19 protein-coding genes are annotated in these 24,216 nt (G+C 70.8%); 9 read left to right on the plus strand and 10 right to left on the minus strand.

What is annotated here, in order from left to right:
• Positions 1-114 precede the first annotated feature (114 nt).
• Together purM and purF are read right to left on the minus strand one after the other, a co-directional pair.
• On the minus strand, positions 115-1,143 hold the full coding sequence (gene purM, locus ACH34T_RS18745) for a phosphoribosylformylglycinamidine cyclo-ligase (RefSeq protein ID WP_395993438.1): 1,029 nt from the start codon (positions 1,141-1,143) through the stop codon (positions 115-117).
• Positions 1,140-2,600: an amidophosphoribosyltransferase gene (purF, locus tag ACH34T_RS18750; RefSeq protein WP_395993439.1), complete on the minus strand. Its 1,461-nt coding sequence runs from the start codon at positions 2,598-2,600 to the stop codon at positions 1,140-1,142. The genes purM and purF overlap by 4 nt, the downstream gene beginning before the upstream one ends.
• A 122-nt stretch (positions 2,601-2,722) precedes the next feature.
• On the opposite strand from purF, the gene ACH34T_RS18755 reads away from it, so the two are divergent.
• A complete protein-coding gene (locus ACH34T_RS18755) occupies positions 2,723-3,094 on the plus strand; it encodes a hypothetical protein (RefSeq protein ID WP_395993440.1) in 372 nt (123 codons plus the stop codon).
• Between the two features lie 18 nt (positions 3,095-3,112).
• Here ACH34T_RS18755 and ACH34T_RS18760 read toward each other — a convergent pair whose 3' ends face one another.
• Complete coding sequence (locus ACH34T_RS18760) at positions 3,113-3,589, minus strand: sterol carrier family protein (protein WP_395993441.1); 477 nt, start codon at positions 3,587-3,589, stop codon at positions 3,113-3,115.
• Positions 3,590-3,760: 171 nt separating this feature from the next.
• Between ACH34T_RS18760 and ACH34T_RS18765 the strand changes: the two genes are divergently transcribed.
• The 4 genes from ACH34T_RS18765 (at position 3,761) to ACH34T_RS18780 (ending at position 9,261) form a co-directional block, all read left to right on the plus strand.
• Positions 3,761-5,821, plus strand: coding sequence for a serine/threonine protein kinase (locus ACH34T_RS18765; RefSeq protein ID WP_395993442.1), 2,061 nt, complete (start codon positions 3,761-3,763; stop codon positions 5,819-5,821).
• 204 nt (positions 5,822-6,025) lie between these two features.
• On the plus strand, positions 6,026-6,994 hold the full coding sequence (locus ACH34T_RS18770; RefSeq protein ID WP_395993443.1) for a coiled-coil domain-containing protein: 969 nt from the start codon (positions 6,026-6,028) through the stop codon (positions 6,992-6,994).
• Positions 6,995-7,155: 161 nt separating this feature from the next.
• Positions 7,156-8,355, plus strand: coding sequence for an NAD(P)/FAD-dependent oxidoreductase (locus ACH34T_RS18775; RefSeq protein WP_395993444.1), 1,200 nt, complete (start codon positions 7,156-7,158; stop codon positions 8,353-8,355).
• 12 nt (positions 8,356-8,367) lie between these two features.
• A complete protein-coding gene (locus ACH34T_RS18780) occupies positions 8,368-9,261 on the plus strand; it encodes an RNA polymerase sigma-70 factor (protein WP_395993445.1) in 894 nt (297 codons plus the stop codon).
• A 24-nt stretch (positions 9,262-9,285) separates the two neighbouring features.
• On the opposite strand, the gene purL is transcribed toward ACH34T_RS18780, so the two are convergent.
• The 4 genes from purL to purS all read right to left on the minus strand — a co-directional run bounded on the left by purL (position 9,286) and on the right by purS (position 14,362).
• Positions 9,286-11,580, minus strand: coding sequence for a phosphoribosylformylglycinamidine synthase subunit PurL (purL, locus tag ACH34T_RS18785; RefSeq protein ID WP_395993564.1), 2,295 nt, complete (start codon positions 11,578-11,580; stop codon positions 9,286-9,288).
• A 1,052-nt stretch (positions 11,581-12,632) separates the two neighbouring features.
• Entirely contained in the window at positions 12,633-13,313 is a 681-nt protein-coding gene (gene purQ / locus ACH34T_RS18790) for a phosphoribosylformylglycinamidine synthase subunit PurQ (RefSeq protein WP_395993446.1), read from the minus strand.
• 95 nt (positions 13,314-13,408) lie between these two features.
• Positions 13,409-13,849: an ATP-binding protein gene (locus tag ACH34T_RS18795; RefSeq protein ID WP_395993447.1), complete on the minus strand. Its 441-nt coding sequence runs from the start codon at positions 13,847-13,849 to the stop codon at positions 13,409-13,411.
• Positions 13,850-14,119: 270 nt separating this feature from the next.
• The gene (gene purS, locus ACH34T_RS18800) at positions 14,120-14,362 is read right to left on the minus strand and encodes a phosphoribosylformylglycinamidine synthase subunit PurS (RefSeq protein ID WP_395993565.1); all 243 of its coding nucleotides are present in this window, start codon (positions 14,360-14,362) and stop codon (positions 14,120-14,122) included.
• A gap of 120 nt (positions 14,363-14,482) precedes the next feature.
• On the opposite strand from purS, the gene ACH34T_RS18805 reads away from it, so the two are divergent.
• The 4 genes from ACH34T_RS18805 to ACH34T_RS18820 all read left to right on the plus strand — a co-directional run bounded on the left by ACH34T_RS18805 (position 14,483) and on the right by ACH34T_RS18820 (position 19,883).
• Positions 14,483-16,102: a hypothetical protein gene (locus ACH34T_RS18805; RefSeq protein ID WP_395993448.1), complete on the plus strand. Its 1,620-nt coding sequence runs from the start codon at positions 14,483-14,485 to the stop codon at positions 16,100-16,102.
• A gap of 216 nt (positions 16,103-16,318) precedes the next feature.
• Complete coding sequence (pdhA, locus tag ACH34T_RS18810) at positions 16,319-17,458, plus strand: pyruvate dehydrogenase (acetyl-transferring) E1 component subunit alpha (protein ID WP_395993449.1); 1,140 nt, start codon at positions 16,319-16,321, stop codon at positions 17,456-17,458.
• Positions 17,455-18,438 (plus strand): alpha-ketoacid dehydrogenase subunit beta, encoded by a 984-nt coding sequence (locus tag ACH34T_RS18815; RefSeq protein ID WP_395993450.1) that lies wholly within the window; start codon positions 17,455-17,457, stop codon positions 18,436-18,438. Before pdhA ends, ACH34T_RS18815 begins: the two co-directional genes overlap by 4 nt.
• Positions 18,439-18,443: 5 nt before the next feature.
• Positions 18,444-19,883, plus strand: a complete 1,440-nt coding sequence (locus tag ACH34T_RS18820) for a dihydrolipoamide acetyltransferase family protein (protein ID WP_395993451.1) — start codon at positions 18,444-18,446, stop codon at positions 19,881-19,883.
• Positions 19,884-20,002: 119 nt separating this feature from the next.
• Here ACH34T_RS18820 and ACH34T_RS18825 read toward each other — a convergent pair whose 3' ends face one another.
• The 3 genes from ACH34T_RS18825 to ACH34T_RS18835 all read right to left on the minus strand — a co-directional run bounded on the left by ACH34T_RS18825 (position 20,003) and on the right by ACH34T_RS18835 (position 24,130).
• Positions 20,003-20,248, minus strand: coding sequence for a DUF6458 family protein (locus ACH34T_RS18825; protein WP_395993452.1), 246 nt, complete (start codon positions 20,246-20,248; stop codon positions 20,003-20,005).
• Positions 20,249-20,340: 92 nt separating this feature from the next.
• Entirely contained in the window at positions 20,341-22,089 is a 1,749-nt protein-coding gene (locus tag ACH34T_RS18830) for an OmpA family protein (RefSeq protein ID WP_395993453.1), read from the minus strand.
• 205 nt (positions 22,090-22,294) lie between these two features.
• A complete protein-coding gene (locus ACH34T_RS18835) occupies positions 22,295-24,130 on the minus strand; it encodes an acyl-CoA dehydrogenase (RefSeq protein ID WP_395993454.1) in 1,836 nt (611 codons plus the stop codon).
• Between the last annotated feature and the right edge of the window lie 86 nt (positions 24,131-24,216).

Here is a 24,216-nt window from a genome sequence, read left to right on the forward strand (position 1 = left end):
CTCCTGGTGCCGGAGAGGCGCTCAGGGGGGCTTTCACGCCCGTTCGCGGGGCCGCAGAGGCCGGACACGGAGCGTGGCGAGCACCCCGCCGCTCGGTGCGGCTCGCGACGTGGGTCAGGTCGGCAGAATCGCGTTGCCGGTGCCTTCGATGATCTCGCCGAGGCGCCAGGCGGGGACGCCGCGGGAGGTCAGGAGGCTGAGGGCCGCGTCGGCGGCGTCCGGGGCCACGATGGCGGCCATGCCGACGCCCAGGTTGAACGTCCTGTCCATGTCGGGCTGGGAGACGTCCCCATGGGCCTGCAGGACGCGGAACAGGGCCGGTACCTCCCAGGACGAGCGGTTCAACACCGCGTCCACGGTCGGCGGCAGTGAACGGGACAGGTTCGCGGCCAGGCCGCCGCCCGTCACGTGAGCGAACGCACGGACGCCGCCGGTGCGCGCCAGGGCCAGGCAGTCTTTGGCGTAGATGCGCGTCGGTGTGAGTAGTGCCTCACCGAGGGGACGGTCAAGGTCCGCGGGGTGGGATTCAAGGGTCAGGTCGGTCGTGGCCAGGATGCGGCGGACGAGCGAGTACCCATTGGAATGGATGCCGGACGACGCCATGGCCAGCACGGCGTCCCCCACTCGGACACGTTCGGGGCCTAGGACGTCGTCCGCTTCGACGACTCCCGTCCCGGCGCCCGCCAGGTCGAACTCGTCCGCCTCCAGGAGACCGGGATGTTCGGCGGTCTCGCCGCCGACGAGGGCGCAGCCCGCCAGGGCGCAGGCGTCCGCGACACCGCCGACGATGTCGGCGATCCGTTCCGGGAGGACCTTTCCGCAGGCGATGTAGTCCGTCATGAACAGCGGTTCGGCGCCGCATACGGCGAGGTCGTCGACGACCATGCCGACCAGGTCGTGACCGATCGTGTCGTAGACGCCGAGACGGCGTGCCAGGTCGACCTTGGTTCCGACGCCGTCCGTGGACGTGGCCAGCAAAGGACGCTTGTAGCGCTGGAGAGCGGAGGCGTCGAAGAGGCCCGCGAAACCGCTGACGTCGTCGACGACCTCTGGACGCCGCGAACGCGCCACCCGGGACTTCATCAGCTCGACGGCGCGTTCGCCCGCCGCGATGTCGACCCCGGCGTCCTTGTAGGACGTCATCGAGTGACTTCCAGGAGATGCTTGCCGCGAGCGTCCTGATCGACCGGGATGGGGTAGACGCCGTCGAAGCACGCCCGGCACAGGTTCTCCTTGGCGACGTGCGACGCGGAGATGAGCTCGTCCAAGGAGATGTAGCCGAGCGAGTCGGCGCCGATGGAGTCGCGGATCTCCTCCACCGAGAGGTTCCCGGCGATCAGCTCGGCGCGGGTGGCGAAGTCGATGCCGTAGAAGCACGGCCAGGACACGGGCGGGCTGGAGATCCGCACATGGACCTCGGCGGCGCCCGCGTCCCGCAGCATCGCGACGATCGCGCGCTGGGTGTTGCCGCGCACGATCGAGTCGTCCACCACGATCAGCCGCTTGCCCTCGATCGCCTCGCGCAGCGGATTCAGCTTGAGGCGGATGCCGAGCTGGCGGATCGCCTGGGACGGCTGGATGAACGTCCGGCCGACGTAGGAGTTCTTCACCAGGCCCTGGCCGTAGGGGATGCCGGACGCCTCGGCGTAGCCGATCGCGGCCGGGGTGCCCGATTCCGGCGTCGGAATGACCATGTCGGCCTCGACGGGGTGCTCGCGGGCCAGCCGCCGTCCGACCTCGACGCGGGTGGCCTGGACGCTGCGCCCGGCGATCGACGTGTCTGGCCGCGCCAGGTAGACGTACTCGAACAGGCAGCCCTTCGGCCGCGCCTCCGCGAACCGCTCGGACCGGACGCCGCCGCCGTCGATCGCGACCAGTTCGCCCGGCTCGATCTCGCGGACGAAGCGCGCGCCGACGATGTCGAGCCCGGCCGTCTCGGACGCCACGACCCAGCCGCCGTCCTCCAGCACGCCGAGGACGAGCGGGTGGACGCCCTCCGGGTCGCGGGCGGCGTACAGGGTGCCCTCGTCCATGAAGACCAGGCAGTACGCGCCGCGGACGGCGGGCAGGATCTCCCGGGCCGCGGCCAGCGCGCCGCCCTCGCCGCGGTGGGCGATCAGGGCCGACAGGACCTCGGTGTCGGTCGTCGCGGTCAGCTCACCGGGCGCCAGCCGCTCGGCCAGCTCCAGCGTGTTGATCAGGTTGCCGTTGTGGACGAGCGCCAGCCCGCCCGCGTCCGACGACCGGAAGGTGGGCTGCGCGTTCTCCCACGTGGGTGAGCCCGTCGTCGAGTAACGGCAGTGACCGACGGCGATGTGGCCGCGCAGGGTGTTCAGCACCGACTCGTCGAAGACCTGGGCTACGAGACCCATGTCCTTGAACACGACGATGCGGGAGCCGTCGCTGACGGCGATGCCCGCAGACTCCTGCCCACGGTGCTGGAGCGCGTACAGGCCGTAGTAGGTGAGCTTGCTCACCTCAGCCCGGGGCGCCTGGTCAGCGGGCACCCAGACGCCGAAGACCCCGCAAGCGTCCTGCGGGGGGCGGTCGGTGGGATCGATGTCGTGGCTCAGACGTCCGTCACGGAGAGGCACGCTCATCAGTCTAGATGCCGGATTCACCTGCTCCGATCGGCGGTATCTCCTTAACGGACCTTTACCCCGCGGAACCACGGGCATCAGGTGACGCGGGGGAATCTGGTGACCGACACGTGGAGGATCGCATGACGCTGCCCGGGTACCAGACGTATTCGCCGCCCGCCCCGCCCAAGCGGAGCACCTTGGCGAGGGCTTCTCAGGTGCTCGGAATCGTGGGCCTGGTGGGGCTCGTCCTGTGTCTGGCGGGTGTGATCCCGGCGCTCGTCGGGGTCGTCCTGGGGACGGTGTCCCTCGTGCGGCGCGACGCCGACCGCCGTCCTGCGATCGTGGGCGTCGTCTGCTCGTCGCTTGCGCTCCTCATCGGCGCCGGGATGCTTTTCGTGCTGCTGAGCAAGGCGGCGCAGTGCGGCGACGAGGCGCGGTACCCGGACGACATGTCGCGGCGGAGCTGCGTCGAACGCGAGTTCCCCTTCGCCCAAGCCGACAGAACCCCGTAACCCCCGAGGACCCCAGGGTTAGCCGGGTTCGGTGACCTCTCCGGCGGCGGGCTGGTCGATGGGCAGTGGGAGATGCTCGGACAAGTCCGCGCGCGCGCCGCTGGCGCGGGCCCGTCCGTCCGCTATGGCGTCGTCCCAGGCCAACCGGCCCGTGGCCAGACCGATCCAGGCGGCGGCGTCCATCTCCACCACATTCGGGGGTGTTCCACGGGTATGGTGCGGGCCGTCGATGCATTGAACGGCGGCATAAGGAGGAACACGAACCTCCACCGAACGGCCGGGCGCGAGCTCGGCGAGCCGGTCCAGCAGAAACCGCACCGCTCCCATCACGACCGGCCGGGACGGTTCGGCGCCTCCTGCCTCGATACCGGCCAGGACGGTGTCCAGCGCCGCGCGCCGCAGCTCGGCCGGTTCGTCGGCGCCGGTGTACGGCGGCAGGCCGAGCGCGCCGCGCTGGTCGTTCAGGACGGCGAGGGTAAGCGGTTTCCGCGGCATCGCCACCGACGCTACCGGGTCGCGGCGAGATGGACCGCTCCGGCCGGCGATGGCGCCGCGGCGCCGCGCAGACGGTAAAAAGGACCCGGTGCCAGGCCAGGGCGTGGCCGCGGGGGTGAAGGAACGGGGAGGCCGGGGACGCGGTCCCCGGAGGACACGGAGGTTCGTCAGATGCCCGAGGCGCTGCCCCTGCAGCCGGGTGACCCGCGAAGACTCGGCGCGTTCGAGATCACGGGACGGCTCGGCGTCGGCGAGCAGGGCGCCGTCTTCCTCGGCAGGGACCCGGTCGGCGGCCTCGTCGCCGTGAAGGTCCTGCATGTGCGGCTCAGCGGCGAGCCCGTGGCCAGGACGCGGTTCGCCAACGCATTCTCCTCTGCCCGAAAGGTTTCCGGCTTCTGCACGGCGGCGATCCTCAGCGCCGATGTGGAAGGCGACCGTCCGTACGTGGTGAGCCAGTGGGTGGACGGGCCGTCCCTCCAGCAGCTCGTGGACGAGGAAGGCCTGCGCGGCGGCGCCGTCGTCGAACGCCTGGCCGTCGGTACGGCGATAGCACTCGCGGCCGTCCACCGGGCTGGTGCGCTCCACCACAACATGAAGCCTGGGAACGTTCTCTTGGGCCGGGATGGGCCGCGGCTGAGCGACTTCGGTATCGCCCATGCGTTGGAGGCCGTGAACGCGTCTTTCAGCGGGCACATCACCGAAGACCCGTCCTACAAGTCGCCCGAGCAGCTGAGCGGCACGGGCATCGGCCCGGCCGCGGACGTTTTCGCCTGGGCGTCGACCATTCTGTTCGCCGCCACGGCTGAGCCGCCGTTCGGGGACGGTTCGCCGTCCGAGGTAATGCAGCGGATCGTCTACGACGAAGCGGACCTGTCGAGCGTCCCCGATTCGCTGCGGGACATCTTGGCCGACGCCCTGGCCAAGGACCCTGCCAACCGTCCGACGGCCAAGGACCTCCTCCAACGCCTCCTGGACGAGGACGGCCCGCTGGTCGGCCACATGCCGTCGTCCATGGTGGACGAGGGCCGCGCACTGGCCTTCGGGGCGCCCCTACAGCAGCCCGCACCGCCCGCTGGGCCAACGCCTCCACCGAACCCCTCACCCCCTGCGCCGCCGCAGATGCCGCCACGGACGCCCATGGGAGCGCCACCCCGTCCAATGGGAGCGCCACCACGTCCCATGGCCGCCGGGCCCTCCGCCCCCACCGCGTTCACATCCAGCCCAGCAGGCCCTTCCGGGCCTCCGCCGCCGGGCGTTCCGCCAGGGTCGGCTCAGGAAGCCCCTTCGCCGTCGCTCCCGCTGCTCGGAAAGCTCTCGCGCATGCGCCGGTCGCGCCCGGGACCCAGACCCGAGCCGCCCGCACCCGAGCCCCCGTCACCGGAGCTGGACCCGTCCGCCTTCGACGAGACCACGTCCTTCAAGGCCTTCGCCTCCGATGACCCGTCCCAGACCACCCGGACGGACCAGCCGCGCGTGCCGGACCCTCCTCCAGCCCCCGCCCACCACCAATCAAGCGACGAGCCCCGCTCGGCGGACCGTCCTCAAGGCCCCGACCGTCCTCAAGGCCCCCAACCGGCGGAACAGACGGCGGCGTTCGGCACGGTCGGCCCCGACCCGACCGCCACGTTCGACGCCGTCGACATGGAACAGCCCCCGGACGGCACCGAACCGACCCCCCACCTCATCCCCGGACTGGGGCACGCCGGTGACAACGGCGGACGGAGTTCGTCGCCGTTCGCGGCCCTCATGCGGATGCGCCGCCCCAGCAACCATGTGCTCGGCGTAGCGCTGTCGCTGTTCATCGGCGTCGGCGTCGGCATCGCCATCATCACGCTGGTGCTGTGGCCCCAGCTCAAGGCGGACGACGACGGGCGGCAGCCCGACAGCACGAACGCGTCCAACAACCGTCCGGTGACAACGATCCCGTCATCGTTCGCAGGGACGTGGAAGGGCACGATGGTCAACACCAACCGCAACGTCTCCTTCCCACTGGAGGTCACGTTCCAATCCGGTGGGACGACCGGGCGCGTGTTCTATCCGAAGGAGAAATGCACCGGCACGGTCGCACTGACGAGAGGCACGGAAAGCGCGCTGAAAATGTCCCTGTCGGTCGGAAAGCCGTGCACGTCCGGGGTCGTCCAGATCACCCGCCAGCCGGACGGGACGCTCCAGTACACGTGGAGCCGACCAGGCACGGCACTCGGCTACGGCGGCCGTCTGAACCGCGGCTGACCCCCGCGCCGTACCCGGAGAAGTGGCTGGCCGTACCTGGAGAAGTGGCTGTGAGTCGTGTCACGTAAGATAGCTCGGCCCCCAGCAAGCGAGCAGGGCTTATCGCGCTTCGCTCCGCCTCACCCATCCCTGGGGTCTAACCTTGGCGAGCACAGACGGCACTTTAAGGTCCATTGACCTACGGCCAGGACGAGAGGAGAACACGTGGAGACCCCCGCCTCCGCACGCGGGCGCGGTAAAAGGCGCGCCGCCGTGGCTCTCATGGCCTTCACCGCCGCACTGCCGCTGGTCGGCACCGCCACGCCGTCCGCCGCGGCCCCGCCCGCTCTGGCCGCGCTCAACGCGTACGCCGCCGATCCCGGCGACAGCAAGAAGTTCGCCAAACTGAACCAGCAGATCGAGAAGCTCGACAAGGAGTACGGCGGCGACCTGGCCAAGCTGAAGGACGTCCAGTACGCCGCGGAGAAGTCGCTCAAGAAGGCCAAGGACCTCCAGCAGGACCTCGTCGAGGCCCGCAACCTCGTGGCCCAGCTCGCCGCCACCCAGTACATGATGAACGGCGAGGACCCCACGGTCACGTTCGTGACCGACGCCAACCCGAGCGACCTTCTCAGCAACGCCACGCTGGTCAGCCACCTCTCCCAGAACAAGGCCGCGAAGGTCGGGCAGATCCAGAAGCTCGTCAACGACCAGCTCCAGGCCCGCAAGCAGGCCACGGCGAAGATGGCGGAGCTGAAGAAGGAGATCAAGGACCTGCTCGGCCGGAAGGCCAAGATCCAGTCCTTGGTCAAGAGGTACAAGCCCGAGTCGCCGAGCATCGGGATGGGCGGCATCACCCCCCGCATGCTCAAGGTCAAGAACACCATCGACCTGGAGACCGGCCCGTTCCCCGTGATCGGCTGCACGCGTCCCGGCGACCCGCAGGACCACGGCACCGGCCGCGCCTGCGACTTCATGGTGACGACCGGCGGCGCGATGGCCAGCGGCAGCGCGCAGGCCCAGGGCGACCAGGCCGCCCAGTACGCGATCTCCCACGCGAGCGCCCTCGGCATCAAGTACGTCATCTGGCGCCAGCGCATCTACGACATGCGCAGCCCCGGCTGGCGCATGATGGAGAACCGCGGCGGCACGACCGCCAACCACTACGACCACGTCCACATCTCCGTCTTCTGATCGGTCTTCCGATCCGTCTTCTGGGCGGGAGATCCACATCCGGAGTGGTGTGGTGCGTGTCACATTTGCGGGGTGTCACGTCCTGGTGGGGCTGTTTGTCCCATAGGCGTCACCGGCACCGAGACCCGAACCGGTGACCCGACCATGGGGAGTGTGACGCGATGAAGAACCACCACCGCATCGTGGTGCTCGGCGCCGGCTACACGGGCATGATGGCCGCGATCCGGCTGGCCCGCAGGACCCGCCGCACCGGCGTTGAGATCACGCTGGTCAACCCGTCGGCGCGGTTCACCGAGCGGCTGCGGATGCACCAGATCGCCGCCGGGCAGCGGCTGGCCGACCACCGGATCCCCGATCTGCTCGCCGGGACCGGCATCACCTTCGTGCTGGGCGCGGCCACCGCCATCGACCCCGAGAGCCGCACGGTCACGGTCGACGACGGCGCGACGAGTCTGGAGTACGACACCCTCGTGTACGCCCTGGGCAGTTCGACCGACACCAGCCGCGTTCCAGGCGCCGACGTCCACGCCTTCGCGCTCAACAGCCCGCAGGAGGCCGCCCGCTTCGCCACCCGTCTCGACGAGGTCGCCGCGGCCGGCGGCACGGTCACCGTCTGCGGCGCCGGCGCGACCGGCATCGAGGCGGCGACCGAGATCGCCGAGGCCCACCCCGGCCTCAACGTCACGCTGGTCGGCACCGGCGAGCCCGGCGCGATGATGGGCGCCAAGGCCCGCGCCCATCTGGGACGGTCGCTGGACCGGCTGGGCGTCACCGTCAAGGTGGGCGCGCGCGTCACGAAGGTGCTGCCCGACGCCGTCGAGCTGGAGACCGGCGAGGTCGTCCCCGCGAGCGTCTGCCTATGGACGACGGGTGTCAGCGTCTCGCCGCTGGCCGCCGACGCCGGGTTCGCCGTGGACGACCGCGGTCTGATCCTGGTCGACGCGACACTGCGGTCGGTGTCGCACCCCGACGTCCACGCCGTCGGGGACGCCGCCGCGGTCCGGCTGGCCTGGGGGCAGATCCACGGCACCTGCCAGAGCGGCATGCCCACCGCCCAGTACACCGCCGACGCGATCGCCCGGCGACTGCGCGGCAAGACGGTCAAGCCGTTCCGGTTCGGCTACTTCCACCAGCCGATCAGCCTCGGCCGCCGCGACGCCGTCATCCAGTTCACCCACGCGGACGACACCCCGCGCCGGGCCTACCTCAAGGGCCGCGCCGCCGTCCTCTACAAGGAGACCGTCAGCGGCGGCCCCGTCAAGCTTTACCGGCTCGGCAAGCGGATGAACGTCAGCGCCACCATCTCCAAGGGCGGCCGCGCCACCCGCAAGCCTGCCGATCCGTACAGGTCAGCGCACTGAAAGCATGGGCCGATGAGCGACACCGCACCCCAATCCGACGCCTATCTCGAACATCGGCGGCTGTTGTTCGGCACCGCCTACCGCATGCTCGGCAGCGTCACCGACGCCGAGGACGTGCTCCAGGACACCTGGCTGGCCTGGAACTCGGCCGACCGGGACGCGATCCGCCATCCGAAGGCCTACCTGGTGCGGACGGTGACGAACCTGTCGCTGAACCGGCTCACCTCCGCCCGGGCGACGCGCGAGACCTACGTCGGCCCCTGGCTGCCCGAGCCGCTGCTCACCTCCCCCGACGCCGCCCTGGAGACCGAGATGGCCGACACCGTCTCCACCGCGATGATGGTGGTGCTGGAGACCCTCAGCCCGGTCGAGCGCGCGGTGTTCCTGCTCCGCGAGGTCTTCGGCTACTCCCACGCGGAGATCGCCGACGCCCTCGACCGGCCTGAGCCGACCGTCCGGCAGATCGCGCACCGCGCGCGCGAGCACGTCCAGGCCCGGCGGCCCCGCTTCGACACCGACCAGGCCGAGCGCGAGAAGATCACCGAGCAGTTCATCGCGGCCTGCTCGGGCGGCGACCTGAACGCGGTCATGGAACTGCTCGCCCCGCAGGTGACCTGCTGGTCGGACGGCGGAGGCAAGATCACCGCCGCCCGCCGCCCGCTGCACGGGCCCGACCACGTCGCCCGCTGGCTGCTCGGCGTGCTGGCCAAGCCCGTCTCGACCGGAGTCACCCTGGTGCCCGCCACCATCAACGGCGAGCTCGGCGTCCTGTTCACGATCGAGGGCACGCCCGTCGGCGCGCTGACCTACGACCTGGTCGCCGGACGCCTCCAGAACGTGCGGTTCCAGGTCAACCCCGACAAGCTCAAGGGCCTGCGCCCCGGCGACGGCCCCACCATCCCCTGAAGGGCCGGGAGCCTCGCGGGCGCGTTAGTCGGCGTAGCTGGGGAGCATGTGCTCGTGGGCCTCGCGTAGCTCGTGCAGAGGGATGCTGAACAGCTCCTGCTGGTCGCCTTCCGTGCCCCGTCCCGTGACGGTCAGGGCGTCGCCGCCCGCCACGCCCAGCTGCGCGACGGGCACGCCCGCCGACTCGCACAGGGCCGCCAGGCGCGCCTCGGCGCCCGGCGTGACGACGGCCATGGCGCGGGCGACCGACTCGCTGAACAGCGCCACGAACGGATCGCCCGGCAGCGTGATCTTGGCGCCCAGGCCGCCGCGCAGGCACGACTCCACCAGCGTCTGCGACAGGCCGCCGTCCGACAGGTCGTGGACGGCGGTGACCAGCCCGTCCCGGACAGCGCTGACCAGCACCGACGCCAGCGCGGCCTCCGCCTTCAGGTCGACCAGCGGCGGCAGGCCGCCCAGGTGCCCGTAGACGACGTGCGCCCATTCCGACCCGCCGAACTCCTCCCGCGTCTCGCCGAGCAGCGCGATCGTCGCGCCGTCGGTGGTGAGCGACATTTTCACGCGGCGGCGGACGTCGTCATGGACGCCCAGGACGCCCACGACCGGCGTCGGGTTGATGGGCGTGCTGCCGGTCTGGTTGTAGAAGCTGACGTTGCCGCCGGTGACCGGGATGCCGAGGTACTGGCAGCCGTCCGCGAGGCCCTCGACCGCGCGGGCGAACTGCCACATGACGCCCGGGTCTTCCGGGGAGCCGAAATTGAGGCAGTTGGTGACGGCCAGCGGCCGGGCGCCGGTGGCGGCGACGTTACGGAACGCCTCTGACAGTGCGAGCTGAGCGCCCGCGTACGGGTCGAGACGGCTGTAGCGGCCGTTCCCGTCCAGCGACAGCGCGATGCCCAGCCCGGACTCGTCGTCGATGCGCACCACGCCCGCGTTCTCCGGCATGGCCATCACGGTGTTGCCCATAACGTAGCGGTCGTACTGGGACGTCACCCACGTCTTGCCCGCGAGGTTCGGCGACCCCGCCAGCCACAGGACGGTACGGCGCAGCTCGTCGCCATTGGACGGACGAGTGAGCCGCCCTGGCGTGTCGGACTGCATGGCCCCGAGGTCCTTCGGCGGCTCCAGCGGACGCTGGTACACCGGGCCCTCGTCGGCGGCGGTGACCGGCGGGATGTCGACGATCGTCTCGCCCCGCCACGTCATGACCAGCCGTCCCGTGTCGGTGACCGTGCCGATCACGGTCGCCGGGATCTCCCAGCGGGCGCAGATCTCCATGAAGCGGTCGGCCTTGCCTGGCTCGACCACCGCCATCATCCGCTCCTGCGACTCGCTCATGAGGATCTCCTCCGGGAGGAGCGTCTCGTCGCGGAGCGGGACGGAGTCGAGGTCGACGTGCATGCCGCCGGTGCCGGCCGCGGCCAGCTCCGTCGTCGCGCAGGACACCCCGGCCGCGCCGAGGTCCTGGATGCCGACGACGAGGTCCTCGCCGAACAGCTCCAGACAGCACTCGATCAGCAGCTTCTCCATGAACGGGTCGCCGACCTGGACGGACGGCCGCTTGCGATGCGACTCCTCGTCGAACGTCGCCGACGCGAGGACGGACGCGCCGCCGATGCCGTCCGGGCCCGTCAGCGCGCCGAAGAGGATCACCTTGTTGCCGGGGCCGGGGGCCACCGCGCGCTTGATGTCCTCGTGCTTCATCACGCCGACGCAGAGCGCGTTCACCAGCGGGTTCTGCTCGTAGCACGCGTCGAAGGACGTCTCACCGCCGATGTTGGGCAGGCCGAGCGAGTTGCCGTAGCCGCCGATGCCCGCCACCACGCCGGGCAGGACGCGCTGGGTGTCGGGGGCGTCCGCCGGGCCGAAGCGCAGCGAGTCCATGACCGCGATCGGCCGCGCGCCCATCGAGATGATGTCGCGGACGATCCCGCCCACGCCGGTCGCGGCGCCCTGGTACGGCTCCACGTACGACGGATGGTTGTGCGACTCGACCTTGAACGTCACCGCCCAGCCCTGGCCGATGTCGACCACACCGGCGTTCTCGCCCATGCCGACCAGCAGCTTGTCGGTCTTCGGCGCCTTCTCGCCGAACTGGCGCAGGTGCACCTTGGAACTCTTGTACGAGCAGTGCTCGCTCCACATCACCGAGTAGATCGCCAGCTCGGACGACGTCGGACGCCGTCCCAGGATGTTGCGGACGCGCTTGTACTCGTCCTCGTTCATCCCCAGCTCGGCGAACGGCTGCGGCCGCTCGGGGGACGCGGCGGCGATGGCGACCGTGTCCGTCCCGGGATAGGCGGGCGCCGGAGCCTCAATGGCCGGTTGCGGTCCCGTGCCTGGCCCCACGGCAGGCTGCGGTCCGGTCCCGCGGCCGCGGCCTGGGCCGATCGCGGGCTGCGGGCCGGTGCCGGGCCCGACGGCGGCCAGCGGGCCCGTGCCCGCCCCAACGGCAGGTTGCGGCCCGGTACCAGGACCAACGGCAGGTTGCGGGCCCGTTCCGAGCCCAACGGCCGGTTGCGGGCCGGTGCCCGTCCCAACGGCAGGCTGAGGCCCAGTCCCAGGCCCAACGGCGGGCTGCGGCCCGGTGCCGGGGCCGCCGATGGCGGGTTGCGGTCCAGTGCCCGGACGAACGGCGGGCTGCGGGCCCGTCCCCGTGCCAACGGCGGGCTGCGGGCCCGTCCCCGTCCCCACGGCGGGCTGCGGGCCCGTCCCTGTGCCTATGGCGGGTTGGGGGCCGGTGCCAGTGCCAACGGCAGGCTGTGGGCCCGTTCCCGTCCCGACAGAGGGCTGAGGGCCCGTGTTCCGGCCGACGGCGGGCTGCGGGCCGGTGCCCGTCCCTACGGCGGGCTGTGGGCCTGTGCCGGTGCCTATGGACGGTTGTGGGCCGGTTCCCGTTCCGGCCGCGGGTTGGGGGGCGGTGCCGGGGGCGGTGGGGTCCGCCGGTGGGGCGGGGGTCGTGAATTCGCTCACATCCGGGGTGGTGAGCGTCGGGTCCGCGAGGGTGGACGAAGGGTCGCTGGAGGCGCGTTCCTCAGCCAGGGCGCGGGCGAACTCCTGCTCAGGCCCCTGGAGGGGGGCGGCGGCGGGAGGAGCGGTCTGGGCCGCGCTGAACGCCGCCTGCACGGCCGGGTCGACCTGGATGGCCGGCCCCGGACGGACGGCCGGTTCCGGCTGGATCGGAATCCCGGACGGGTCAGCGGGCTTGGCCTCTTCGAGCATCGCCTCGAACGCCTGGGTCACCGAGGGGTCGACCGGCTGGAGCTCGGGGTCGTCGGCGTCGGACTTGAGCTCGCCGAGCCACTCCATCGAGGGCTCGTCCGAGGACTCCCGGGTCGCTCGCCCGGCGGGGGGCTGGGGCCGTTGCTCGCTCATGCGCTGACCAAACTCTTGACGATCGAGGTGAAGAAGCCGAGCCCGTCGGTGGACGGGCCGGTCAGGGACTCCACGGCGTGCTCGGGGTGGGGCATGAGCCCGACGACGTTGCCGGCCTCGTTGCAGATTCCGGCGATGTCGTCGAGGGAGCCGTTGGGGTTCAGGTCGACGTAGCGGGCGACGATCCGGCCGGAGTCGGCCAGTTCGGTCAGGGTCTCGCGGTCGGCGGTGTAGCGGCCGTCGCGGTTCTTGACCGGGATCACCAGCTCCTGCCCTTCCCGGTACTCGGTGGTCCATGCGGTGTCGGCGTTCTCGACGCGGAGCCGCTGGTCACGGCACACGAAGTGCAGGCCGGCGTTCGGCAGCAGCGCCCCTGGGAGCAGGTGCGACTCGCACAGCACCTGGAAGCCGTTGCAGATGCCGAGGACCGGGAGGCCCGCGCCCGCGGCGGCGACCAGTTCGGTCATCAGCGGGGCGAACCGCGCGATCGCTCCGGCTCGCAGGTAGTCCCCGTAGGAGAACCCGCCGGGGAGGACGACGGCGTCGACCCCCCGCAGGTCGTGGTCGCCGTGCCACAGGGCGACCGGCTCGGCGCCGGAAAGCCGCACGGCACGTGCGGCGTCCTTGTCGTCGAGCGAACCTGGGAAGGTGATGATCCCGACCCGGGCAGCGTCCATCTCTTCTGTTCCTCCGAAATGAGGGGCGGCCGGGACGGGCGGGTCGTACCGCCGATCACCCCGATGCGCGTCGATTCCCCCGCGCGCGTACCAATCTACCCGGCGCTGTGCATGAGCCTGCGGTCGAGGCGGCGGACCAGGGCCCCGTCATTCCAGGTCAGCCGCTTCCGCAGGTGGACGACGGTGCCCCTGTCGGGCGTGGAGTCGATGTCCAGATCGTCCACCAGCGCACGCATGATCTTAATGCCGCGTCCGGATTCGCTCAAAACCCCCCGCTCCTCGGGGGCCGGCCGGGGTCCGCGGCCCCGGTCCGTGATCGTGAGGGCGCAGACGCCCTCGTCCACCCTTCCGGCGACCTCGTAGTCCCCGGTCGCGCGGGCGTGCTGGACGACGTTCGTGCACGCCTCGGAGGTGGCGACAAGAACGTCGTCTACACAGTCTTCGGAAACGCCCAGCCCCCGCAGTGCGTCTCCTACGACCCGCCGGACCACCGGGATGGTCAGCGCCTCGCGCGGCAGCGAGAACGAGAACCTCATATCCACCCGGACACCTCGTGTCCGCTCCGGGCTTGCAGACCGTCCCCCGGTCCCGGAGCGTGCTCGACGACTCGACGCAGCTAACACTTCCCCGGTGGAATCTCTCGTAATCGCTACAGTCCCGGGTCTTTCAGGGGCATCTCGTTGGCACGTTCTAAGGCCGGGACCGTCTGGAACGCACCAATACCTTCCGGGGATCGAACGGCATTCCCGCCATTCTCGCCCTGAAAGGCGGGCGGTCTGAAGGGCCTGGCCTGAAGGGCCGGGCGGTCAGAGGACGCGGAGCTCGTAGGTCTCGATGACGGGGTTCGCGAGCAGCGTCTCGGCGATCTTGCCGACCCGCTCCAGCGCCGCCTCGTCGGCCTCGCCCTCCAGCTCCACCTCGAACCGCTTGCCCTGCCGGACGGCGACGACCCCGTCGAACCCCAGCTGCGGCAGTTTCCGGGCGATGGCCTGCCCTTGCGGGTCGAGGATCTCCGGCTTGAGCATGACGTCGACGACGACACGCGCCACGGTCGCCCCCTCACTGATCAGCACTTTTCCTTACGATCCTGAAGCGTACGGCACCATGGCCCATCACAGCCCACCCACATTCCGTCCTCCTCCCCCACCCGCACCCCCCGGAGCCGCCCGATGAACATCGAGGACCTGACACCGACGGAGCGTCGCCTCTGGGAGGCCTTCCCCAAGGGCGAGTCCGTCGACCTGTCGTCCGGCGACGCCGCGTACGACGACATCGGGCAGGCGGACCGCTGGGGGCACGAGCGGGTGGTCAGGGCGGAGGTGCTCGTCGCGCTGCTCGTCGGGGCGGTGGAGGCGGAGCCGGGGCAGGTCGCGGCCGTCCGGCTCGCGGGCGCCCGCGTCACCGGCTCGCTGAACCTCGGGCACGCGGACGTCAGCGTCCCGCTGGCGCTCACGAGCTGCTCGTTCGACGAGGCGCCGCATCTGTACTGGGCGAGCATGAACAGCGTCCATCTGATGCGCTGCCGCCTGCCGGGGCTGATCGCGTCCGGGACCCGGGTGGACGGGCATCTGTGGCTGGAGGGCAGCCGGATCACCGGCGGCCTGTGGCTGGACGGCGCGAACATCACCGGCATCCTGAACATGTCGGGCGTCCAGCTGAGCAATCCCGGCGGGGACGCGCTGCTCGCCGACCGGCTCACGGTCGAGGCGAACGTCTACTGCGACCAGGGGTTCACGTCGAACGGCGAGGTCCGGCTGCCAGGCGCCCGGATCGGCGGCCAGCTCATCCTGCGCGGGGCGCGGTTGCAGAACCCGTCCGGTCCCGCGCTGTACGCGAGCCGCCTGGACGTGGCCGCGAACGTCTTCTGCGACGGCGGGTTCACCGCCGAAGGCGAGGTCAGGCTGCGTGGTGCGAGCGTCGGCGGCTATCTGTCGTTCGTCGGCGCGCGGCTGTCCGCGCCGGGACGGACCGCGCTGAACGCCGACGACCTGACCGTCGAGACCGACATCTACTGCTCGGACGGCTTCACCGCCACCGGCGCCGTCAGCTTCTCAGGCGCCCGCGTCACCGGCCAGCTCAGCCTGCGCGACGCCCGGCTGCGGCACGACCAGGGGACGGCCCTCAGCCTGCAACGCGTCCAGGCGGAGGAGCTGCTGCTGCGCACCGCCGAGCCGATCCAGGGCACGGCCGACCTGTCCTACGCCCGCATCAACCTGCTGCGGGACGACGCCGCGTCCTGGCCGGAGCGCCTCCAGCTCGACGGCCTCCAGTACGAGACGCTCGAACCGCCGCTGACCGCCCGCCAGCGCCTCGACTGGCTGCGCCGCGACACCGACGGCTACGCCCCGCAGCCGTACGAGCGCCTCGCCCAGACCTACCGGTCGCTGGGCCTGGACGCCGACGGCCGCTCCGTCCTGCTCGCCAAGGCCCGCGACCGGCGCAAGACGCAGGGCCTCTCCCGCAAGATCATCGGCTTGATGCAGGACGGCCTGGTCGGCTACGGCTACCGTCCGTTCCGGGCGGCGAGCTGGCTGATCGGCCTGCTCGCGTTCGGGACGATCGTCTTCTCGCTCCACAAGCCGGACGTCCTGGACGACGGCCAGCGCCCGCATTTCAACCCGTTCTTCTACACGCTGGACCTCATCCTGCCCATCGGGACGCTCGGCCAGGAGATGGCGTTCGCCCCGAAGGGCGTCTACCAGTGGATCGCCAACTTCATCGTCGCGGCCGGGCTCGTCCTCGGCCTGACCGTCGCGGCGGGTGTGACCAGGGCACTCTCCCGCGAGTAGTCCGCGCGCGTCCGCCCGGCGGGGTGGTGTGCGTCACGTTTGCGTCAAGGACCAAGGCCGCGGGTAGGGGAGCCCATGGCGGGACTTGCATCGCGGGGTGTGAGGTCTGCCACGATGGCATATGCGGCTTTCATCCCCCACCGGGGCCGGAGGCCGTGGACATCGGCCGACCGCGCGGCGATCCCGCGTGCCGGCCCCGAACGAGGAGTGTCATCGATGACGATCGACTCCGTGCGCGGCGCGCCAGATACCCCCGAGGCCGCCGAGCCCGAGCTCGTCCAGCTGCTCACCCCCGAGGGGGAGCGCGTCGAGCATCCCGACTACCCCCTGGACCTCAGCGCCGAGGAGGTACGCGACCTCTATCGCGATCTGGTGATCGTCCGGCGGCTCGACCTGGAGTCCGTGGCGCTCACCCGGCAGGGCGAGGTGGGGCTGTGGCCGTCGCTGCTGGGCCAGGAGGCCGCGCAGATCGGGTCCGGACGGGCGCTGTCCGAGAACGACATGGTCTTCCCGACCTACCGGGAGCACGGCGTCGCCTGGTGCCGGGGCTTGGACCACCTCAACGTGATCGGGCTGTTCCGCGGCGTCAGCCACGGCGGCTGGGACCCCACCGAGCACAACTTCCACCTGTACACGGTCGTGATCGGCAGCCAGACGCTGCACGCGACCGGCTACGCGATGGGCGTCCAGCGGGACGGCGTCCTCGGCACGCCGTCGGCGGCCGCGACCATCGCGTACTTCGGCGACGGGGCGACCTCGCAGGGCGACGTGAACGAGTCGTTCGTGTTCGCGTCCGTGTTCAACGCGCCGATCGTGTTCTTCTGCCAGAACAACCAGTGGGCCATTTCCGAGCCGCTCGAAAAGCAGTCGCGGATTCCGCTCTACCGTCGCGCACAGGGTTACGGATTCCCCGGCCTCCGCGTGGACGGAAACGACGTGTTCGCCTGTCTGGCAGTAACTCGGAAGGCCCTGGAGAACGCCAGGACGGGCCAGGGCCCGACGCTCATCGAGGCGTTCACCTACCGGATGGGCGCCCACACCACGACGGACGACCCCACGCGCTACCGGCTGAAGGCCGAAGAAGAGGCGTGGAAACTCAAAGACCCGATCGAACGCGTCAAGGCGTACCTCGTGCGCAACGACCTCGCGGAGACGGCGTTCTTCGAAAAGGTCGAGGACGAGGCCAAGCAGCTGGGCAGGGAACTGCGCGAAGGATGCCTGTCGATGCCCGACCCGCGGCCGCTGGCGATGTTCGAGAACGTCTACGCGGATTCGCATCCGCTGATGACCGAGGAGCAGGAGCAGTTCGCCGCCTACCTGGCCTCCTTTGAAGGATCCAGCGAGGAGGCGAAATGACTACGCTCACCCTCGGCAAGGCCATGAACGAGGGCCTGCGCAAGGCCATGGAGAACGACCCGAAAGTCCTCGTCATGGGCGAGGACGTCGGAAAACTCGGCGGCGTATTCCGCATCACCGACGGGCTCCAGAAGGACTTCGGCGAAGAGCGCGTCATCGACACGCCGCTGGCCGAGTCCGGCATCGTCGGGACGGCGATCGGGCTGGCGCTGCGCGGCTACCGTCCGGTGGTGGAGATCCAGTTCGACGGGTTCGTGTTCCCCGCCGCCGACCAGATCATCACGCAGCTCGCGAAGATGCGGATGCGGTCGCTCGGCAAGCTGTCGCTGCCCGTCGTCATCCGGATCCCGTGGGGCGGCGGCATCGGCGCGGTGGAACACCACTCGGAGTCGCCCGAGGCGTACTTCACGCACACCGCCGGGCTGCGCGTCGTCGCGTGCTCGAACCCGGTGGACGCGTTCGCGATGATCCAGCAGTCGATCGCCTCGCCCGACCCGGTGATCTTCTTCGAGCCGAAGCGCCGGTACTGGGACAAGGCGGAGGTGGACGTCGAGTCGGCGTCCACGGACTGGGCGCCGCTGCACGAGGCCCGGATCGTCCAGCCGGGCGAGCACGCGACCGTCCTGGCGTACGGGCCGTCGGTGAAGACGTGCCTGGAGGCCGCCGCCGCGGCCGCCGAGGAGGGACGGGCGCTGGAGGTCATCGACCTGCGCTCGCTCAACCCGCTCGACATCGGCACCGTCGTCGACTCCGTGAACCGGACGGGACGCTGCGTCGTCGTCCACGAGGCGCCGGTGTTCGGCGGGTACGGCGCCGAACTGGCTGCGCGGATCACCGAGCGGTGCTTCTACCGGCTGGAGTCGCCGGTGCTGCGCGTCGGCGGGTTCTCCGCCCCGTACCCGCCGTCCCGCAACGAGGACCACTACCTGCCAGATCTCGACCGCATCCTGGACGCGGTCGACCGGACCTTCGCGTGGTGACGCCGGTGAGCCAGCCGAACATCTTCAAACTGCCGGACGTGGGCGAGGGCCTGACGGAGGCCGAGATCGTCAAGTGGCACGTCCAGCCGGGCGACACGGTGGAGATCAACCAGACCATCGTCGAGATCGAGACCGCGAAGGCGATCGTGGAGCTGCCCTGCCCGTTCGAGGGCGTGGTGAGGGAACTGCTGGTCGCCGAGGGCGCGACCGTGGACGTCGGCTCCCCCATCATCTCCGTGGGCGGCGAGGGCGGGGCGGCGACGCCCGCGCCCGAGGGTCCGGCGGAGGCCGCGGCGCCACGGGAGGAGGGCGTGCCGGTCCCGGACGAGCCGGGCATCGTGTCGCCCGAGTCGCCGCCGAAGCGCCAGCCCGTGCTCGTCGGGTACGGCGTTAAGGAGGGGGCGACGAAGCGGCGTCCGCGCAAGCAGGCGAACGGCGCACCACCACCGGCGCCGCCCGCCGCCGCCCCCGCCCAGCAGGCCGCCCCCACGCCGCCGGCGCCCTCCCCGCCGCCGCCCCCGGCACCGGCCTCGCGGACGACTCGTCCACAGCCTGTGGATAACGGGCTGCCGCTGGCGAAGCCGCCGGTCCGGAAGCTGGCGAAGGACCTCGGCGTGGACCTCGCGACGATCACCGGGTCGGGGCCGCAGGGCTCGATCACCCGCGACGACGTCCTCGCCGCGCAGTCCGGGACGGCGACGGCGGCCTCCGCGGCGGCGGTGCCCGTCCAGGCGGGGCCGCGCGAGGAGCGGGTGCTGGTCAAGGGCGTCCGCAAGGCGACCGCGGCTGCGGTGTCCGGCTCGGCGTTCACCGCGCCGCACGTCACCGAATTCCTCCAGGTGGACGTGACCCGGACGATGGAGACCGTGCAGCGCCTCCGCGAGCTGCCCGAATTCGCCGACGTGAAGGTGTCCCCGCTGCTGCTGGTCGCGCGAGCGCTGCTCACGGCCGTGGCGCGCCACCCGCAGGTGAACTCCACCTGGGCGGACGGCCCGTCCGGCGCGGAGATCGTCGTCAAGCGGTACGTGAACCTGGGGATCGCGGCGGCCACCGACCGGGGCCTGATCGTCCCGAAGGTGAAGGAGGCGCAGGACCTCGACCTGCCGGGGCTGGCCCGCGCCCTCCAGGAGCTGACGGAGAAGGCGCGGGCGGGCAAGGCGTCCCCGGCCGACCTGTCCGACGGCACGATCACGATCACGAACGTCGGCGTGTTCGGCGTGGACTCCGGGACCCCGATCATCACCCCGGGCGAGGCCGCGATCCTGGCGTTCGGCCAGATCCGCGACCTGCCGTGGGTGCACGAGGGCGAGCTGGCGATCCGGAAGGTCACGACGCTGTCGCTGTCGTTCGACCACCGGATCGTGGACGGCGAGCTGGGTTCGCGCGTCCTCCGCGATGTCGGCGCGATGCTGGAGGACCCCATCCGCATGCTGGCCTGGAGCTGATCAGACGGCCAAGAGGGCCGGAGAGCGTCAAAGAGGGCCGGAGAGCGTGTAAATAAGGCCGGTGCCGCGCGAGCGGCACCGGCCTTTTCTGGCTGCTCAGGGCCCCTTTTTCGGGCTGCTCAGGGGCGGGGCGGGTTGTCCTCGTCGTACATCTGCTCGTCCCGCCGTCTCGACGGGAACCGCGGGCCGCGCTGCTGCATCCGGGACATCATCAGCATCTGCAACGCGAACGACACCCCGCCCACGATGATCAGGATGACGCCGATGATGTGGATGTCCACCGGGTCGGTCATCGCATCCGGCTTGATCGCGAACTTGAGGATCAGCCCGAGCGTGATCGTGAAGATACTGACGCCGACACCCATGCGATGACCTCCGCCAGACGATCCGTGTTCCTGCTCTTTAACTATCCGTTCAGATCGCCGGTCACACGTCGGACGATCACCTACGCGATCGGCTACGAGACCGGGACCCTGTCGACCTTGCCGAAGGGGCCGCCGTCGAAGGCGACGGACGTGACGTTCCCGGGCGGCGCGGGCAGGTAGACGAAACCGCGGACGGGCTGCCCGACGGCAGTGCGGAACACGGCGCGGCCTGGGCCGACGTAGACGCTCGGGCCGCCCGGCGTCCTGGGGCCGACGCGGACGGCGCGGTACACGTCCTTGCCGCCCGGGACCTGGACGGAGAAGGACGTGAACACCCCGCCCGGATAGTCCGTGTGCGCGTAGGAGGCGTCCGGCGGGGTGGGTCCCGGGCCTTCGTTCACGATCTCGAACACGGCGACGATGTAGGCGCCATCGCGGTAGAACGGCTTGACGTCCAGGCGGCGTTTCGCGGCGCCGAAGCGTACGGAGCGGCTCGCGACCGTCTTGCCGTCCTGCGCCCGGAACGCCGCCGGCGAGCCGGACGAACCAGGTGCGCCGGTCGCGCCAGGCGTCGTGCCGGTCGCCGTCTGTTTGACCTGGTAGGAGATCTCGACGCGGCGGTTGCGGGCGCGGGCCCTGGCGTCGTCGGCGCCGCCCTCCTTGGCGACCGGATCCGTCCCGCCCTTGCCGTGCGCGGTGTAGGTGAAGGTGTTGCCGAGCCGCTTCTTCAGCTCCTTCAGCACGGCGTCGGCGCGCTGCCCCGACAGCTTCTGGTTCTGCGCGCCGTCGCCCTTGGCGTCGGTGTGGCCGGAGAACGTCAGCGGGCCGGTGGCCTTGGCCTTGATCTGCTGCGCGGCCTCGTCCAGGACCGCCTTGGCCCGGCTCGACGGCTTCGCCGAGCCGCCGTCGAACAGCACGTCGGCGCGCAGGTCGAGCGTCATGGTGGACGCGCTGGACGCGACGTTCTTGACCTCACTCTCGGTGAGGTCGTACAGATCCACGGGGTTTTCACCCGCCCCGGTCACGGGCGGTGTGGTCCCGCTGGACGGCGTGGTCGACGGCGTCGTCCGGGGGGACGGCGTCGTCGGGGGTGGCGACAGCGGCGACGGCGCGGACGCGGCGTACGGGTCGTAGCCGTCGGACGACCTGTATCCGTTCGGCGTCGCACCCCCGTTCGGCTGCGCGAATCCTGAAGGCGGGGAGAATCCGGGCGGAAGCGAGAACCCAGGCGGAGGCGAGAATCCAGGCGGGAGCGAGAACCCGGGAGGCGGCGTGAATCCGGGAGGCGGCGTGAAGCCGGTGGGCGGCGCGGACCCGCCGCCCGGTACCGACCCGCCGCCCGGATTCGAGCCGCCACCCGGTGCGGCGGACGAGCCGTTCGTCACCGGTATCCCGGTGAACTCGCCCGCTGTCCCCGGCGTGATCGCGGTGATCTTCTGGACGTTCTGCGGAAGCGCCGGATACTCGGCGGCCATCTCGCGGGCGGCGCCGGGCGCGAAGGCGGCGCCGCTCGTCGACCCGGTGGGCTTGTAGAGCTTGCGTCCGACCGGATCGAGCAGCTCGATCGCGAACGGGACGGACTTCGTGGTCGTGTCCAGCGACGTCACGGTGTAGTTCAGCACCGCCTTGGCGCCCCGCCGCTCGACGCCCTTGATCTCGACGCGCGCGTGCAGACCGTCCGCGCTCCCGAACCAGCCCTCCTTGGCGAACCCGGCGGCGGCGGCGCGGGACCCGGTCACGCCGACGGTCGGCGGTTCGCTCATCTCGGCCTTGTCGGCGTCGGCGCAGCCGGCGATCAGCAGGAACCCGGTAAGGGAGACGGCGAGAGGCAGAGCGCGCATCGTTCATCCGGTCAGGGGGAGGCGGACGGTCGGAGGAGGGGCGGGGCTCGAAAGGCGAGCGGCCGGGAGGGCAAACGGTCGGGAGGGGCGAATGGTCTAAGGAGGCGGGACGAAGCGGGACGAGAGGGACGCGCCAACAGTAGCGACGCGGCGGGCCCTCGCCAACACCCCGGCGAGGGCCCGCCATCACGAAATGATCAGAGGATCAGAAGGCCGCTTCGGGCAGCTCCATCACGTCCAGGCTGGTGGCCTCGGCGATGGCGCGCTCGGACGCCAGCCGCGGCAGCACGGTCTGGCAGAAGAACTGCGCGGCCGCGACCTTCCCGGTGTAGAACGCCTCGTCCGGGCCCGAGACGTCGCCGCCGCCGAGCGCGGTGAGCGCGATCTCGGCCTGGCGGCAGAGCAGCCAGCCGACGATGAGGTCGCCGAGCGCGAGCAGCAGCCGGGACGTGTTGAGCCCGATCTTGTACAGCTCCTTCGGGTTCTCCATCGAGCCGAGCGCCCACTCGATCATCGGGTCGAGGATGCCGTGGACGTCGTCCAGCGCCCGGCCGATCTGCGCCCGCTCGTTCTTAAGCCGCCCGTTGCCGGCGTCGGAGTCGGCGAACGCCCTGATCTCCCCGGCGAGCACGCTCAACGCCTCGCCGTTGTCCCGGAGGATCTTGCGGAAGAACAGGTCCTGGCCCTGGATCGCGGTGGTGCCCTCGTACAGGGTGTCGATCTTGGAGTCGCGGATGTACTGCTCGACCGGGTAGTCCTGCAGGAAGCCGGACCCGCCGAGCGTCTGCAGCGACTCGGCGCCGAGCAGCGCGTACGCCCGCTCGGACCCGAAGCCCTTCACGATCGGCAGCAGCAGGTCGTTGACCTTCTCGGCGGTCTCGTCCCTGCGGCCCTCGTACTCGGCGATCTGCACGGCGTCCTGGTAGGACGAGGTGAGCAGCACCAGCGCCCGCATGCCCTCCGCGTACGCCTTCTGCGTCATGAGGCTGCGCCGGACGTCCGGGTGGTGGGTGATCGTCACCCGCGGGGCAGACTTGTCGGTCATCTGCGTCATGTCCGCGCCCTGGACGCGCTCCTTCGCGTACTCCAGCGCGTTCAGGTAGCCGGTGGACAGCGTGGCGATGGCCTTCGTCCCGACCATCATCCGCGCGTACTCGATCACGAGGAACATCTGCTTGATGCCCTGGTGCACATCGCCGACCAGGTACCCGACCGCCGGGTGCTTCTCGCCGAAGGTCAGCTCGCACGTCGTGGAGACCTTGAGGCCCATCTTCTTCTCGACGTTCGTCACGTACGCGCCGTTGCGCTCGCCCAGCTCCCCGGTCTCCAGATCGACCAGGTACTTGGGCACGAGGAACATCGACAGCCCCTTGGTGCCGGGCCCCGCACCCTCAGGCCGCGCCAGCACCAGATGGAAGATGTTCTCCGCCATGTCGTGCTCGGCGGACGTGATGAAACGCTTGACGCCCTCGATGTGCCAGGTGCCGTCCGGCTGCTCGACGGCCTTGGCCCGGCCGGCGCCGACGTCCGACCCGGCGTCCGGCTCGGTCAGCACCATCGTGGCGCCCCACTTCCGATCGAGCGCCAGTTCGGCGAACCGCTTCTGCTCCGCCGTGCCGATGCGCCACAGGATCTGCGCGAAACCCGGACCGGACGAGAACATGTAGACCGCCGGGTTCGCGCCGAGCACCTGCTCCGCGACCGCCCAGGTCAGGGAGCGCGGGGCGCGGCTGCCGCCGAGCTCGGGCCCGAGGTCGAGCCGGTACCACTCGGCGTCCATCCAGGCCTTGAAGGACTTCTTGAAACCGTCCGGCATGGTGACGGAGCCGGTGGCGGGGTCGAAGACCGGCGGATGGCGGTCGGCGTCCTCGAAGGACGCGGCGATCGGGCCCTCGGCCAGCCGGCCGACCTCGTCGAGGACGCTGCGGGCGGTGTCCTCGTCGAAATCCTCGTACGGGCCGGAGCCGAGGAGGTCCTGGCGCCTGAACACCTCGAAGAGGTTGAACTCCAGGTCGCGGAGGTTGCTCTTGTAGTGCCCCATCCGAGCCTCCGTCTCGTCCCGCGGCGCCCGGCGGTAACCGGTCCCGCAGCCGCTGCCGTACTGGTCGGTAACACCTTCATGCTACC

Source organism: Actinomadura sp. 9N215, from assembly GCF_044326345.1.
In the GTDB taxonomy this organism is placed as follows: domain Bacteria; phylum Actinomycetota; class Actinomycetes; order Streptosporangiales; family Streptosporangiaceae; genus Spirillospora.